Genomic DNA, 13,838 nt, shown 5'->3' with positions numbered 1-13,838 from the left:
GATTCACCAATTACAGCTGTCTTAGTTCTTGTTTGATTTCAGTTTTCGAACGTGTTTTCTCATCCATCAATTTCAATACGCGAGCTGGAGTTCCACCTACTACCGAGTTTTCAGGAACGTCTTCAATCACGATAGCCCCTGCAGCAACTACGGCGCCTTTGCCGATGCGAACCCCTTCAAGAACTACTGCATTGGCTCCGATCATTACATTATCTTCGACGATGACAGGGGTAGCTGATGCCGGCTCGATCACGCCGGCCAGTACAGCGCCGGCTCCGATATGGCAGTTTTTGCCGACAGTTGCACGGCCGCCTAATATAACGCCCATATCGATCATTGTTCCATCTCCGATAACAGAGCCGATATTGATGACAGCGCCCATCATGATGACACAATTATTGCCGATTTCCACGTTTTCACGGATAAACGCACCCGGTTCAATGCGGCTGTTGATGTTTTTCATATCCAATAATGGAATGGCTGAATTTCTGCGGTCGTTCTCTACAACCGAATCTTCGATGACAGAAGCATTCGCTTCCAATGCCTTTTGAATATCTGCCCATTCACCAAATACAGTAACTGAACTGCCTTCTCCGAATACTTTGGAATCTGTTCCATAATCCAAATCAGCGACGCCCTGTCCTTTTATGTATACTTTAACGGGTGTAGATTTTTTGGCATTCTGTATGTACGAGATAATTTCATTTGCATCCATCTGTTTCATCAATATAACCTCTTTCTATTATGTGATGCTGTTATTATATCTGATATTGCATAATAATTCACCCGCTTCACCTTAATAAAGCGGCATGTTTTTTGACTATATTGACAAATGCCTCTACTTGGCGAAGCTGGAATGCTGATTCATAGCCAATCAGCCATGTATCCCGCGTCAATTCAAGTTCTTCTTTATTGTTTGTCAAAGGCATCATATGGACATCTTCAGTGCCGGTCAATGTAATGGAAGGCAGGATGGCATAGCCGATGCCATTGACGGCCATCTGCTTACAAGTCTCAATCTGGTCTACTGTAATCTGCCGTTTCGGATTGGAGGCAAAATGCTTCTGCCACCATTGCTGGATCTCTTCGTAATAAGTCGAGTCGCTTTTAAACTGAATAAAAGGCCGGTCCGTCTGAAGCAACTCTTCCAATGATCGAATTTCCTTATCTACAAGATACAACGTATCTTTGAATAAATGGAGTTTCGGCCCTTTCCAATCTGTATGGCCCCGTACAATTCCGATATGTGCTTCTCCTTCGTACAGCGAACGGACGATTTCAGAACTCCAGCCGGTAATCAATTGAATTTTGGCTTCCGGGTAAAGCGTGACGAAATCCTTCAGCACTTTGGGCAGCCAGTTCTGGCCGATGATTGTCGCGCATGCAATTTTCAAAGTGCCGTGAACTTTAGATGTCAACGTGTGCAGCACTTCGAAAACTTCTTCTTTGCGCTGGATGGTTTCATTGGCGTATTGAATCACCAATTCTCCCGCTGGTGTAGGAGATAACCCTTTTTGAGAACGGATGAACAATTGCTGTCCCCAATCCTTCTCGATTGTTTGAAGGCGTTGGGATAAAGCCGGCTGGGATAAAAACAGCCGCTCTGCCGCTTTTCTCATATTCCCTTCTTCCGCAAGCACTTTAATGATCAATTCTTCATTTGACACTGCTCTTCACTCCTTTCTGTCCGCGAAGCCCAAAGATCAGGATGAAACTGAGCAGCGCAAAAAATGCAGTAACCACGTACACATTCTGGAGCGCACCAGCCAATGCCTGCTGGAGAAAATCCAGTGTCTGGGTTGAAATTCCGGCACGGCTGTCCACGCTCAATAAATCATTGATTGAGCTTAACGAATAATTCTCACCATTGTCAGCAAAATAACGCAGCAGAGAACTATTAAGTATGCTGCCGAGCAATGCCACGCCTATCGTGCTGCCTAAATTTCGCATGAACATATTCGAGGCCGTCGCCGATCCACGCTGTTCGTAGGAAACGGCAGCCTGTATCGAAACAATAAAGGCCGTGCTGGTCAGCCCCATTCCAATTCCGATGCAAAAACTCGACATGGCTGCCCATAAAGGACCGAACCCTGGCTGCATCAAGACAAACAACAATGTTCCCGCTACCAGGAATATTCCGCCAGCTAAAGATGTTTTGAAATAGCCGATCTTCAGCAGCAACCTTCCCGAGAAGAAAGCTGCCAGTGGCCAGCCAATCGACATCGCGGTCAGAGTGAAGCCTGCAATAGCTGCAGGCTGTTCCATCACCCCGGTCACATAGGTCGGCAAATAACTGGATATGCTGATTAAAATGACACCGGTCGCCAAAGATACGAGATTGGCATACAGAATGGTCTTATTCTTCCAGATTTCAAAAGGCATCATTGGATCGGCTGCTTTCTGTTCTGCCCAGACAAACAATGCGATAAGCACTAAGCTAGCTGCCGCTAAAATGAGCGATTGCCTGGACAACCAATCAAACGATACGCCGCCTTCAACCAATAAATACAGCAAGCTTGATAAAGCGGCCGTTAATAAGAATGCCCCTTTATAGTCAATTGCCGGTTTCTTCGTATTTGCGGGTTCCTTTAAAAACAGCACTACACCAAGAAGAGAGACGATGCCAAGAGGAAGATTCAGCCAGAAGACATATTCCCACCCGATGGTCGCCACAAGAATCCCGCCGATTGCCGGTCCAGTGACTGCTGAAATTCCCCAGACACTCGATAAATACCCTTGTATTTTTGCGCGTTCTTCCCTGGAGTAAATATCACCGACAATAGTCGTGGCAATCGGCATGACTGCCCCTGCCCCCATGCCTTGAATAAAGCGATAAAATATCAATTCTTCGATAGAATTGGCTAATCCGCATAAAAGCGAACCGACTAAAAAGAGCAGCATGCCAAAAGCGAATACCCGCTTTCGCCCAAAAATATCGGATAATTTCCCGTAGATTAAAACCGTTACGGTACTCATCAGTAAATAAGCTGAGAACACCCAACTGTATTTTGAAAAGCCGCCCAGCTCAGAAGCAATGCTGGGCATTGCGGTCGAGACGATTGTGGCTTCAACCGCACTGACGAACATGGCCAGCATGACAGAAGCCAAAATCAGCGGCCTTTTTGAATTTTCCATTGAACAGACCTCTTTTCGACTATCTCCAATTAGCAGCACCAACCGGGGTTGGTCTAGTGCAGTTCCCTACACGTTTGAGTGGTGGCCTGCGCTCATAATATCTCTCGTATGGGAAATATCCCATCCTTTTTTAAGCATAAAAAAGGCCTCAAAACGAGACCTTCTCCATTATTGCCTTATTCAATTCTTCAGCTGATAAATTTGTTTTTTCAATTGTTTCAATACAACACGCCGCGTCAAAATCCCCATGAACATTCCTTCATTATCAACTACGCAAAGAAAGTTCTGGTTGATGACCATATCAAGCGCTTTTTGAAAACGTTCATTGACGTGGATCAAGGGCAGATCTGTTTCCATGATATCTTCCACACGGATGTCTGGAAGCCGTTCGTATTCTATATGATCCAATCCAAGAATCGCATCAGTAATCCGTTGTGCATTGATCAAACCCCGAAAGCGGTATTTTGAATCCAAAACCGGAATTGCGGAATAGCCCGTCTTGGTGAGTACGAGCAATGCATGTTCAGCACTGTTTCCCATCTGTACATGAGCAACTTTCTCGGAAGAAATGATATAGTCTTCGATTGGTGTATCTAGAAAATCTCTGCTTGGTAATGAAATCATGTGCTCTACTCCTTTTGCTGCGCCTGTATTGGATACCGACCATTCAGGTTTTATCATAACACATCGTGTTTATGGACACTATTGAATTGCTGCGCAGAATCCCTTAAAAAGGAAACTTATTCAGCCATTGTCCCCCGTCCAAAGTAACAATTTCTCCATTCATATAAGACGCTTTTTCCGACATGATAAAGGCTGCAAGTTCTGCAACTTCCTCCGGTTTTCCGAGCCTGCCAAGAGGAATAGATTCTATTGTCCGTTTCGCCGCCTTTTCGGATTCCCAAAGTTTATCGGCTCCGCCGGTGCGTTCGATCGGTCCAGGCGCAATGCCATTGACGCGTATGCCAAACTGCGTGCCCCATTCTACAGCCAATGTGCGGGTCAATGACATGACACCTGCTTTTGCAGCAGCTGAATGTGCTACGCCCGCCCCAGCGTTCCAGGCGTAGGTGGCAAGCATATTCAGGATATTTCCTTTTGTGCCGTTCTCAATCCAGTAATTGCCGACTGCATGGGAACAAAAGAAAGTTCCGTTCAAGACAATGTCGATCACCGATTTCCACCCATTAGGCGACAACTTTTCTGCGTGGACAATAAAATTGCCGGCGGCATTGTTTACAAGTCCATCCACTCTCCCAAACTTATCGTGTGCAAATTTGACCATTGCTTTGGCGTGCTCAGGTTCACGGACATCCATTTGAAAAACTTCGACTGATCCCCGCTCTCCTGTAATCGCTTTCACAGCTTCGTTCAGTTTTTCCATATCCCGTCCAGTAATGACGACATTGGCCCCTTCCGAAGCGAACTTTTTTGCCATGTGCAATCCCATACCGCTTGACCCACCTGTAACAATCATTGTTTTGTCCGTGAACATTCAAACATCCCCCTTTTGATTATGCTTTATATGCCGAATTGACGAGTCCCTCTTATGATAGTCACAAGCCCTTTGAAACTCAATCGGGATTTATTTAATTCGACTTGATTAATAGAGTTCGATGCAAGATGTGCTTTTCCCTTTTATTGACCATGCCCTTCGGTATACAGTGCTTGGAAATTTTGATATGATAAAGTCGAACCACACGTAATTTCGGATGAAAGGAATGAGTCCATGACCTCTTCTAAATCAGATTCAGATATCGCACAAGCCATTTTCACTGTAAACCGGCACGCAAAAACTGCTCCTGACAATCAATACTTGTATGCCTTGAAAAAAGAAGCTTTAAATTTGATGATTGAACAGCAGCGCGCACAAAAAATCGGTTTGCACTTCAGCAAAAACCCCCAGAAAAGCCAACAACAATCTTCAGTCCTCGTAAAATGTGGCAATTATTATTTTCATATGCTCCCGAAAAAGGAAGATTTCGCCTCACTCGAGCATTTAGGCCATTTAGACGATACGTACCGCAATCCTCCAAGCCGGATGAATTTAAAAGTGGCGAAGGAAACCTTGCGCGTATTGACAGGATTGGAACCACAGAAAAAAGAAACAACCGTTTCCAATTTCACCAAATCCTATCAGCCTCGGCAAGTTGATCGATTTTATTCACCAAAAAAATCTTATTTTGATTGATGACGGTTATCAGCCGGAAACCTCCAAAGGTTTCCGGCTTTTTTATGCTTCATAATGCTTGATGAGTGCTTGGGTGCCTTTATCCTGATAGCCCTGAGCCGCCAATTCTTCATACATACTCAATGACAAACGGAGGCCAGGAAGTTGCAATCCCAGATTCTCCGCTTCTTCTGCAGCGATTTTCATGTCTTTGATGAAATGCTTGATGTAGAACCCGGGACGAAAATCTTCATTGATCATTTTCGGTGCCAAGTTTGCCAACGACCAGGAGCCAGCTGCACCTGTAGAAATAGATCTCAAGACACGTTCTGGATCAAGCCCTGCTTTTTTGGCATAGATAAGCGATTCGCAGACGCCGATCATGTTGCTGGCAATTGTAATTTGGTTGCACATTTTGGTATGCTGGCCAGAACCCGCCGGTCCTTGGAAGACGATATTTTCACCAAATAGATCCAGTATCGGGGATATTTGTTTGAAAATCTCTTTCTCACCACCGACCATAATGGACAATACTCCATTTTTAGCACCGATATCCCCGCCGGATACCGGAGCATCCAATGCATGGAGCCCATTTGCAGCAGCGGCTTCGAAAATGCGTTGTGCCAACAAAGGCTGGGAAGTGGTCATATCTACAAGCACGGTTCCTGCTTTCGCGTTTTTCAACAATCCTTGTTCCCCAAAATAAACTTGTTCCACATCGGAGGGATAGCCGACCATTGTGAAAATAACTTCGCTTTTTTCAGCTACTTCCTGCGGTGATGCCAGCAAAACAGCTCCAGCTTCTACTAGATTCTCGGCTTTTTTAGCTGTTCGAGTGTAAATGGAGACCTCATGTTTGTGATCCAATAAATGTTTGACCAGGCTATTGCCCATAACACCAGTTCCAATAAATCCGAGCTTCATATGTAGTTCCTCCTTTTGTTGATGTTCTCAGTTTAGCAAAAATCTTCCGTAAACTAAAGAAAAGTGGAAGCGATCGGGTAGGTCCGACAGGCATAAAGCACTTCGGCTGTGCGGCATCTCTTCAGCCGCATAGCCGGAGGGACTTATGACCCCGAGGAGCTGATCGCTGTAGCTGGACAATAGAAAAGTGGAAGCGGCCGTTTAAGGAAGGAAACCTAAGTACGCGACTTCCTGTCGCAGCGGTTACCTGATCCACATCCTGTGGACCTCCGACAGGGGTAAGACGATCTGGCGAAGCGGCGTTTTTTCAGCCGCATTGCCAGAGTGGCTTGCAGCCCGAGGAGTTGGCCGCTGCAGCTGGACAATAGAAAAGCGGATACAGCTGTTTTTTTGCAAAAAAAAAGAAGCCGATCCGCATAACGGACCGACCACAAAAGGGGGAAATGAGAATGTTGCTGTGTTCAAGTATACTATCCCCTTCCCACAAACACTTTAAACATATTCATTTAAAATATTTACCTTTTTTTATTTTTATTTAATCAACCTTATGGCTTTCAAGAATAGCTAGGCTGCTTTGTTCCTTTAAAATACTTGATGGCTGCGGAAAAAACTCACTTAGAGGGTTCTTCTGTATAAGTATAGACAGTCAGTCCAAGATGGTAAGCTGTGCCTCTGAAATGCTTAAAATCTTCACGTGCGATCAGCACAGTCCGGAAATCAAGAAAATCTTCCTTTTGAATAGTGATCGATTCAATTTCACCGTTCTTCAAGTCTTCAAGCAGCTGGTTATAGTCAGTCATGAATTGTTCTCCTTTTGCCATAGTTTTAGTAACCCCTTCTGTTATAATACTAGACGGATGATATAAATCGTATATATCCGGCATTTTTCGGGTTATCTCCAGACAGATTATAAAACTCTGTTCCAGTAAACAGTATACAGCAACAATACAAACCGGACATCTTTGTCCATTCCACCATTTGTGTAATTAAGCATGGCTTTGATTTTTAGGAGGATTTACATGATTAATTTTTTCAAGCAGCATACCTTGATTTTCATGCTGCCATTGGCTTTCTTTTTATACAACTTAGCTTTCGAAAACACTTCTATTTTCTGGTATATGTACACATTTGCGATGTTGACTTTAATGTCCCCCGCTATCATATTCGTTAAAATCTATGATGAGCTTGTTACGTGGAAATCGTTAATTTACGGATTGGGGTACGGGACACTTCTGTATGGGCTTATTGCTATTGGTTTCCAATTGCTTCTCCTGACACCCATCGATGTTGCGGGACCAGTTAAATCTTTCCTGTCCGACTTCTCCCCCTTCTCAATTTGGCATTACTTGCTGCTGATGTTCATCATCGTCCCCGGAGAAGAGATTTTTTGGAGAGGCCTCGTTCAGCAAAAGCTGAAACAATACCTCTCCACCTCCTGGTCAATTCTCGTCAGTTCGATTCTGTTCGGTTCTGCACTTGCCTTAGGTAATTTTTGGCCTGGGGTTTGGGCTGGAATTGCTGCCGGCTTGGTTCTCGGTCTGCTCTATGAATGGAAAAAGAGCCTGCCAGTCATCATTATCGCTCACCTGGTCATGATTGTCCTATTATTCCTGGTGTTGCCATTGCCTGTTTAAACGAAACATTCCTTCTTGTCGAACGTCTACTTAGACGAACCGATAGGGAGGTTTTTTTATGAAGAAGAATCTATTCATCCTGTCATCCATTCTCACCACCGGATTATTGTTAGCTGCTTGTGGATCGACGAATACAACAGATCAAGAAACGGAACCGACACCGGAGGATGCAGCAGAAGAAGTCGTTCAGGAAGAAACGGACGACAGTACTCCGGCAACTGATGCGGCCGAACCTGAAGGAACACTGACTCAGAGTGATGGACAGAATTTTGAAATGCACGTCCTTGAAGGGTATGAACTGACAGCAGAAGAGCCGAAAAAAGATTCTCTTTATGTAAAGGATCATCCAGCTGTCTTTATGCGAATTGAAACATTCACACCCGAAGAAACCGATTTCGCTACTGCAGAAGAAACCATGATCCAAACTCTTCAGGCTGTAAGCCCAGATGAGGAAGCTGTTGAAGTTACGGATTTTGACGGATCCGGCTATACTCAGTCGACTGCATGGAAAGTTCCAAGTTCAGAAGGCAGCGTGACAGGACTTGTCTATGAAAAAGATGATTTGCTGGTCCGTTTAACTATTTTTGACGATAGCACTGTCAACGCCACTGAAGAATTTCTCGCTATGGGAAAAACCATTAAAGCAAAAGCGCAATAAACCATTGTTCTGCAAGTCCACAAAAAGGCCATCCGGAAAATTCCGGATGGCCTTTTAACGTGCTCAATATGACAGGTCTTTGATCGACAAGCCTAATTTTTTCATCAATTCGATGGCTTGTTCTTTTTCTTCGTTTGACAGCACGTTCGTCAATTCATGCAATTTCTTTTCGTGTTCCGGAAAAACCTGAGCCATAAATTCTTTTCCTTGCTCAGATATCTCCGCATATGTCACGCGCCGGTCGCTCGGACAATTGACACGGTTAATATAACCTCTTTTTTCAAGCTTATCGATTACGTATGTAATCGAACCGCTCGCCAATAGAATTTTCCCGCCTATTTTCTGGAGCGGCTGCTTGCCTTTATGGTATAAAAGTTCAAGCACAGCAAATTCTGTCGGGTTTACCCCACTCGCCTGGAAAAACTGGTTAGTTTGTTCCGATATGGCTTTGTGCGCACGTGACAGCACAATAAATAATTTTAACGATTGTTTAATATCTTCATTCATTAGGTTCACTCTTTCTACTGTTTAAGCTGCATTACACTAATTATAGTCTTTTTCCGCTAAAATAACACCTTTGGGAGTTAGCCAATGATAACACGCTCTTTTGGATAATGAAATTTCGTTGGATCGGTTTTTCCGCCAATAGTGAAGAGGAAGGATATCAAACCGACACGTCCCACAAACATTAAAGCCATGATGATGATTTTGCCGATCACCGACAGGTCATCCGTTAGGCCAATTGACATGCCGCAGGTTCCAAATGCCGAAGTGATCTCAAAGACGATTTCCACGAGCGTTGCCTGGGGTTCCGTGATGAGCAATGTGATGGTTGCAGCAAGCACCATGAAAACCGCCAGAAAAATAACAGCGAACGAACGAAAAACATCAATCAATTCAATTTCACGCTTGAATATCTGGATGGTGTTTTTCCCTCTCGCAAAATTGATCAGGAACAAAAACGCGATGGCGAAAGTGGTAGTCCGTATTCCGCCTCCTGCCGAACTCGGTGAAGCTCCGATGAACATCAGCGCACTCATAAAGACATTTGTGGCTTCATTAAATTGGGTGATGTCGACGGTAACCATTCCACCAGAGCGTGAGGAGACCGAATGGAACATCGCCGCAAATGCCGCTTCATGCCAACTCATTCCTTTAAATGCCCGGAATGATTCGAGCAGTAAGATGCCGGCTGCTCCAACCGCCAATAAAATCGCAAAAATGCTTGTGGTAATTTTAGTAAAAAGAGAGAAACGGAAATGTTTTTCTTTATTCGACAAAAATTCTTTTATTTCAATCAGTACAGGAAAACCGATGGCCCCCAAAATAATCAGGATCATATTGATGATCTGCACAAAATAATCATTGAAGTAAGGGACCAATGACTCTCCTGTAATATCAAAACCGCCGTTCGTCGTTGCGGTTACAGCACCAAACACACCATGAAGCAAAGCTTCCTGGAACGTCGGGAAATACTGCGTAAAATAAATAGTCAAAATGAGTGCTCCCACCGCTTCTATCAGAAGGAGGATTTTAACTATTTCACGAATCAATTTAACTACGCCAGCCATACTCGACTGGTTATGGTCAACCATGATCAATTGGCGCTCCCGCAAGCCGATTCGTTTACCGACCAGCAGCCAGAAAAACGTACCGATGGACATGATGCCAATACCGCCTAACTGCAAAATAACCATTAATACGATGATGCCAAAGACTGTATAGGTCTCCACTACATTGATTGCCGTTAAACCTGTTACGCTCACCGCACTTACTGCCGTGAAAAGACTATCAATCATTGGGATGGTCATGCCTGGTTTGTGGACATTCGGTAACCTCAATAATAAGAAGGAAATGGCAATTGCCACAAAGTAATACGAAACAATCGCCTGTGCAGGTGTAAGATTCCGTACTTTTTGAAATGATTTATTCATAGGACATTGATTCCCTTCAGCGTTTTTCTCTCTCCCCATTCTATGAAAAGAATAGGCAAAAGGAAAGAGAAATCGAAAATCTAATGATTGCGAATTGAAAGTCCCGCTTTTAGGTACTAAGTGGTGATTGGGCAAAGTATCGACAAAAAGCACTTAGTCCAGGTTTTTAGTCTCAATACACAGCTAGCGAGTCAGCATTCCGGGTTCCGAAAAAATGAAAAGAGCAGAAGTCAATCTTCTACTCTTTTTCTTGATTTTCTTTGCCTTTTCCTTTTGCCGAGTTTTCTTTGCCATTTGCCTCATGGGTGTTTTTTTGTTTTTTATCGGGATTCTTATTATTCTTTTCGCTTTGTCCAGGCGGAGCATGATTATCTTTATTGTTTTGTCGTTTATCGCTGTTGCCAGGAGAATGATTCTTCTTTTGTTGGCCTGGAGCTTTGCTATTTCCTTGCCCTTTATTTTCCGGACCGCGTTTTTCAATTTTTTCTTTCGGTTTTTGCTTAGGCTCGTGTTTTTCTTTCGGCTTAGGTTCCGGTTTTTCTTTCGGCATAACTTTTGGTTCTGGTTGTGGTTCTGGTTTTGGCTCAGCTTTAGGCTGTGGATTTACTTTTTGCTGTTTCTTTTCGGGAAGAATGTTCTTCGGTTGAGCGGAAGATTTTTCAGACTCATTATTTTGCTTCGAATTTTTTTGATGTTCCTTTACTTCTCTTTTCTTCTCTACTGCAGGGGGAGTTGCCTTTTTTGCATTTGGCTGTTTCTTATCTTTTGAAGTGCTGCTTTCATCTATTTCCCTGTTATCGGTTTTCTTGTTTTGATCCGATTTCCCTTGTTTATTGCCGTTTGTATCCTCTTTATGAATGGGTTTCTTGTCAGACTCATGTTCCTTCTTTTTGACGTCTGGCTGTTTTTCTTTTTTCAGGGTTTCCGACTCTTCTATCAGTTTTCCAACAGGCACATGCTTTTCTTTCGACTGCCGCCATTGTTTCTTAGTGGCTGCCTTCAAATGAATGGCCATATTTTCGTTGTCTGTGCCGGACGAAACTTCCGCTGCTACTTTCTTGATGGAATCCCCAATCTCTTTGCCTTCCTCTTCTACTGCCGTGATAGTGATGTCTTCGGTTTTTTCTGTTACAGCCAAACCGATCACTCGGTTTAAAATTTCAGGAAGGGAACTGTCTTTCCAGTCGCCAAGTTGATGAATCAGCTTTTCTCCATCGCTGTTCAATTCACGGATAGATACGACTTCATGCTGCTCGTTGACTCCCAGCTCGATGCCTGGATTGATTTGTATTTGAACGTAACCAAAGGCCTCCTCAGCCGGAGACACGAGCACAGACATAAACAATGCCAAAGCAGCTATCGCCGCTGCCACAGGGGCGATAATGGGCTGCCGACGAATCAGCGATTTTTTTTCAAAAGGATAAAATTTGGCTTCTTCTCCGATAGAAGTCTTGCCTACAGGAGTTCCAGTTACAAACTGTCCATCTTTCATCAGAAAAATTGAGCGGTCTTGATTCAGTTCAATACATATTCCCGATTGTCTCTGCATCAAATTAACCTTCCCCTCAAATAATCTTTTAAGAAATATAAATCGCTCATCTGTAAGAGCGCAATTGCCATTATGTATTTCCGATTGCGTTCAATCGTTTTCCGTGACACTTTAACCAGTTTTTCAATTTCCTTAATCGGCAATTTTTTCTTTTCCAATAAATAATGTTTGTATTCATCTGTTTCAGCAACCAACTGCGCGATTTGGATAGCCGTGAGGCGTGCATCCTGATGAGATGGCGACACTTTCACCAAAACTTGGAAAGATAGGCCATATTGCTGGAGTATGTTTTCATATAAAGCAATTTCCTCACGTCTTTTCTGATTTTCCTGTTTGGTATCATAGGCAAGAGATGCCGCATGGTCGGCTATCTTATTATGCGTTTCCGGTTCAGCTGCCGGCATGAAGTCATGACTGAATTCGTCTCGCCGGCTCTCCTTGCGTATAAAATCGATGATGCGCCTGCGGATGACCATATGGGCGAATGTCAGAAATGAAGCGTTATTGGTTTGATCAAACTTTTGTACAGCTTCATTAAATGCGGAAAGTGCGACACTGTACTCATCGTCGTGATCATCGATGAACCGTTTGCACACTTGAGAAGCCGTTTTTTTCATAAAAGGTGAATAAGAAAAAAGTAAATCGTGCAATGCCTGTTCGTTTCCGTTCTGCGCTTGAAACACCATTGCTTCAAGATCAGTTTTTTCGTCGCGCCCAAAAATCCCGCTTAATGTAGACAAAAGCACTTCATTCACCTCTTTTCAAAGTCACTGCTTACTCGATTGTAGCTTTGAAGGAACTAATTTGAAAGAGGCAGTTTCTTCTGTTCCTACCATTATTCGCTTTTTAATCGTTCCTTTTGTCGGTAGTGAATCATTTTTTCGTCTACTGATTTCCAAATCATAGAAAAAGGTGTATTGAATTGGATTCAATACACCTTTTTTTTGTATTCTATTCTGATAAACTTGAAATTTATTTAACTTCTTGTTCTTTAGCTTGTCTGACTCCGAGAATTCCACCTACCACTACAATACCAATCAATACCGTCCAGAAGATCAGTGTCCAAGGTGTGGAGTGCGGGAAATCATGCGGCAGAATACCGACATTTTCGTGAGCGAGTGTCATAACCAGTAACTTTACTCCAACCCATCCAACAATAACGAATGCGGCTGTTTCAAGCTGTGGATATTTTTCAAGCAATTGCACGAATTTATGTGCGGCAAATCGCATGATGATAACGCCGATCAATCCACCAGCAAGCATGACCATAAATTGCCCTGAGTTGATGCCGCCAATGTCATCCATTCCCAAAACATTCAAATGCGGCAAGGTTACAGCTAAAGCGACCGCTGCCAACATCGAATCGATTGCGAAAGCAATATCTGCTAATTCGACTTTTAATACCGTCATCCAGAAACCAGAACCTTTTTTCTCAGGTTTTCCATCAACGCCTTCAAGGATTTCATCTGTATCTCCCTTGCGCTGATCGTATATGCTCTTAATCGAAATGAACAATAGATAAGCCGCTCCAAGTGCTTGAATCTGCCAGATATTAACCAATAGCGTAATCATGAACAACGCTGCAAAACGGAAAACAAAAGCTCCTACCAATCCGTAAAATAACGCTTTTTTCTGTTGCGCTTTTGGTAAATGTTTTACCATTACCGCCATTACCACTGCATTATCTGCAGCTAGTAGCCCTTCAAGTCCAACTAGTACCAATAGGACCCAGGCATACTCCAATAAAATTGCTTCCATTCTGCTTTCTCCTCCTATTTTTGCCCACAAAAAAGACCCTTGCCTAAATAAAGGCAAAGGTCTCGCTAAGCAAAAT

At 43.5% G+C, this 13,838-nt stretch carries 15 protein-coding genes; 3 read left to right on the top strand and 12 right to left on the bottom strand.

The features are described from left to right. Positions 1 to 10 precede the first annotated feature (10 nt). The 5 genes from dapD to fadH form a co-directional block, all read right to left on the bottom strand. Positions 11 to 724, bottom strand: coding sequence for a 2,3,4,5-tetrahydropyridine-2,6-dicarboxylate N-acetyltransferase (gene dapD / locus H9630_RS02605; RefSeq protein ID WP_191713923.1), 714 nt, complete (start codon positions 722 to 724; stop codon positions 11 to 13). Positions 725 to 791: 67 nt separating this feature from the next. Further along, positions 792 to 1,667 (bottom strand): LysR family transcriptional regulator, encoded by an 876-nt coding sequence (locus tag H9630_RS02600; protein WP_191713922.1) that lies wholly within the window; start codon positions 1,665 to 1,667, stop codon positions 792 to 794. Then, positions 1,657 to 3,135 carry an MDR family MFS transporter gene (locus H9630_RS02595; protein WP_191713921.1) on the bottom strand — a complete coding sequence of 493 codons (1,479 nt, stop codon included), beginning with the start codon at positions 3,133 to 3,135 and terminating at the stop codon, positions 1,657 to 1,659. The genes H9630_RS02600 and H9630_RS02595 overlap by 11 nt, the downstream gene beginning before the upstream one ends. A gap of 180 nt (positions 3,136 to 3,315) precedes the next feature. Next, entirely contained in the window at positions 3,316 to 3,759 is a 444-nt protein-coding gene (gene cbpB / locus H9630_RS02590; protein WP_191713920.1) for a cyclic-di-AMP-binding protein CbpB, read from the bottom strand. A 103-nt stretch (positions 3,760 to 3,862) separates the two neighbouring features. Continuing rightward, complete coding sequence (fadH, locus tag H9630_RS02585) at positions 3,863 to 4,630, bottom strand: 2,4-dienoyl-CoA reductase (RefSeq protein ID WP_191713919.1); 768 nt, start codon at positions 4,628 to 4,630, stop codon at positions 3,863 to 3,865. A gap of 234 nt (positions 4,631 to 4,864) precedes the next feature. On the opposite strand from fadH, the gene H9630_RS02580 reads away from it, so the two are divergent. Further along, on the top strand, positions 4,865 to 5,326 hold the full coding sequence (locus H9630_RS02580) for a YkyB family protein (RefSeq protein ID WP_191713918.1): 462 nt from the start codon (positions 4,865 to 4,867) through the stop codon (positions 5,324 to 5,326). Between the two features lie 42 nt (positions 5,327 to 5,368). On the opposite strand, the gene H9630_RS02575 is transcribed toward H9630_RS02580, so the two are convergent. After that, on the bottom strand, positions 5,369 to 6,229 hold the full coding sequence (locus H9630_RS02575; RefSeq protein WP_191713917.1) for an NAD(P)-dependent oxidoreductase: 861 nt from the start codon (positions 6,227 to 6,229) through the stop codon (positions 5,369 to 5,371). 611 nt (positions 6,230 to 6,840) lie between these two features. Further along, entirely contained in the window at positions 6,841 to 7,029 is a 189-nt protein-coding gene (locus H9630_RS02570) for a hypothetical protein (RefSeq protein ID WP_191714488.1), read from the bottom strand. A gap of 219 nt (positions 7,030 to 7,248) precedes the next feature. Between H9630_RS02570 and H9630_RS02565 the strand changes: the two genes are divergently transcribed. Beyond that, on the top strand, positions 7,249 to 7,863 hold the full coding sequence (locus tag H9630_RS02565) for a CPBP family intramembrane glutamic endopeptidase (RefSeq protein ID WP_191713916.1): 615 nt from the start codon (positions 7,249 to 7,251) through the stop codon (positions 7,861 to 7,863). Between the two features lie 58 nt (positions 7,864 to 7,921). Continuing rightward, on the top strand, positions 7,922 to 8,521 hold the full coding sequence (locus tag H9630_RS02560) for a hypothetical protein (RefSeq protein ID WP_191713915.1): 600 nt from the start codon (positions 7,922 to 7,924) through the stop codon (positions 8,519 to 8,521). 63 nt (positions 8,522 to 8,584) lie between these two features. Here the strand turns inward: H9630_RS02560 and H9630_RS02555 are convergent, their stop codons facing one another. From H9630_RS02555 to H9630_RS02535, 5 genes are all read right to left on the bottom strand, one after another. Next, the gene (locus H9630_RS02555; protein ID WP_191713914.1) at positions 8,585 to 9,028 is read right to left on the bottom strand and encodes a MarR family winged helix-turn-helix transcriptional regulator; all 444 of its coding nucleotides are present in this window, start codon (positions 9,026 to 9,028) and stop codon (positions 8,585 to 8,587) included. 77 nt (positions 9,029 to 9,105) lie between these two features. After that, complete coding sequence (locus H9630_RS02550; protein ID WP_191713913.1) at positions 9,106 to 10,455, bottom strand: TrkH family potassium uptake protein; 1,350 nt, start codon at positions 10,453 to 10,455, stop codon at positions 9,106 to 9,108. Positions 10,456 to 10,693: 238 nt separating this feature from the next. Then, a complete protein-coding gene (locus tag H9630_RS02545; RefSeq protein WP_191713912.1) occupies positions 10,694 to 12,004 on the bottom strand; it encodes an anti-sigma-I factor RsgI family protein in 1,311 nt (436 codons plus the stop codon). After that, entirely contained in the window at positions 12,004 to 12,750 is a 747-nt protein-coding gene (gene sigI, locus H9630_RS02540; protein ID WP_191713911.1) for an RNA polymerase sigma-I factor, read from the bottom strand. The genes H9630_RS02545 and sigI overlap by 1 nt, the downstream gene beginning before the upstream one ends. A gap of 226 nt (positions 12,751 to 12,976) precedes the next feature. Continuing rightward, positions 12,977 to 13,762 carry a TerC family protein gene (locus tag H9630_RS02535; protein WP_191713910.1) on the bottom strand — a complete coding sequence of 262 codons (786 nt, stop codon included), beginning with the start codon at positions 13,760 to 13,762 and terminating at the stop codon, positions 12,977 to 12,979. Positions 13,763 to 13,838: the final 76 nt, after the last annotated feature.

Origin of the sequence: Planococcus wigleyi, from assembly GCF_014836985.1 — a bacterium.
Lineage (GTDB): Bacteria > Bacillota > Bacilli > Bacillales_A > Planococcaceae > Planococcus > Planococcus notacanthi.
This window is presented reverse-complemented; position numbering and strand designations above follow the sequence as displayed.

What these genes read in the sequence shown, in the direction of transcription:
- H9630_RS02595 (WP_191713921.1), bottom strand. Translation starts at nt 3,135, where the DNA reads ATGGAAAATTCAAAAAGGCCGCTGATTTTGGCTTCTGTCATGCTGGCC.
- dapD (WP_191713923.1), bottom strand. Translation starts at nt 724, where the DNA reads ATGAAACAGATGGATGCAAATGAAATTATCTCGTACATACAGAATGCC.
- H9630_RS02555 (WP_191713914.1), bottom strand. Translation starts at nt 9,028, where the DNA reads ATGAATGAAGATATTAAACAATCGTTAAAATTATTTATTGTGCTGTCA.
- H9630_RS02580 (WP_191713918.1), top strand. Translation starts at nt 4,865, where the DNA reads ATGACCTCTTCTAAATCAGATTCAGATATCGCACAAGCCATTTTCACT.
- H9630_RS02565 (WP_191713916.1), top strand. Translation starts at nt 7,249, where the DNA reads ATGATTAATTTTTTCAAGCAGCATACCTTGATTTTCATGCTGCCATTG.
- H9630_RS02545 (WP_191713912.1), bottom strand. Translation starts at nt 12,004, where the DNA reads ATGCAGAGACAATCGGGAATATGTATTGAACTGAATCAAGACCGCTCA.
- fadH (WP_191713919.1), bottom strand. Translation starts at nt 4,630, where the DNA reads ATGTTCACGGACAAAACAATGATTGTTACAGGTGGGTCAAGCGGTATG.
- H9630_RS02575 (WP_191713917.1), bottom strand. Translation starts at nt 6,229, where the DNA reads ATGAAGCTCGGATTTATTGGAACTGGTGTTATGGGCAATAGCCTGGTC.
- H9630_RS02560 (WP_191713915.1), top strand. Translation starts at nt 7,922, where the DNA reads ATGAAGAAGAATCTATTCATCCTGTCATCCATTCTCACCACCGGATTA.
- H9630_RS02535 (WP_191713910.1), bottom strand. Translation starts at nt 13,762, where the DNA reads ATGGAAGCAATTTTATTGGAGTATGCCTGGGTCCTATTGGTACTAGTT.
- cbpB (WP_191713920.1), bottom strand. Translation starts at nt 3,759, where the DNA reads ATGATTTCATTACCAAGCAGAGATTTTCTAGATACACCAATCGAAGAC.
- H9630_RS02570 (WP_191714488.1), bottom strand. Translation starts at nt 7,029, where the DNA reads ATGACTGACTATAACCAGCTGCTTGAAGACTTGAAGAACGGTGAAATT.
- H9630_RS02550 (WP_191713913.1), bottom strand. Translation starts at nt 10,455, where the DNA reads ATGAATAAATCATTTCAAAAAGTACGGAATCTTACACCTGCACAGGCG.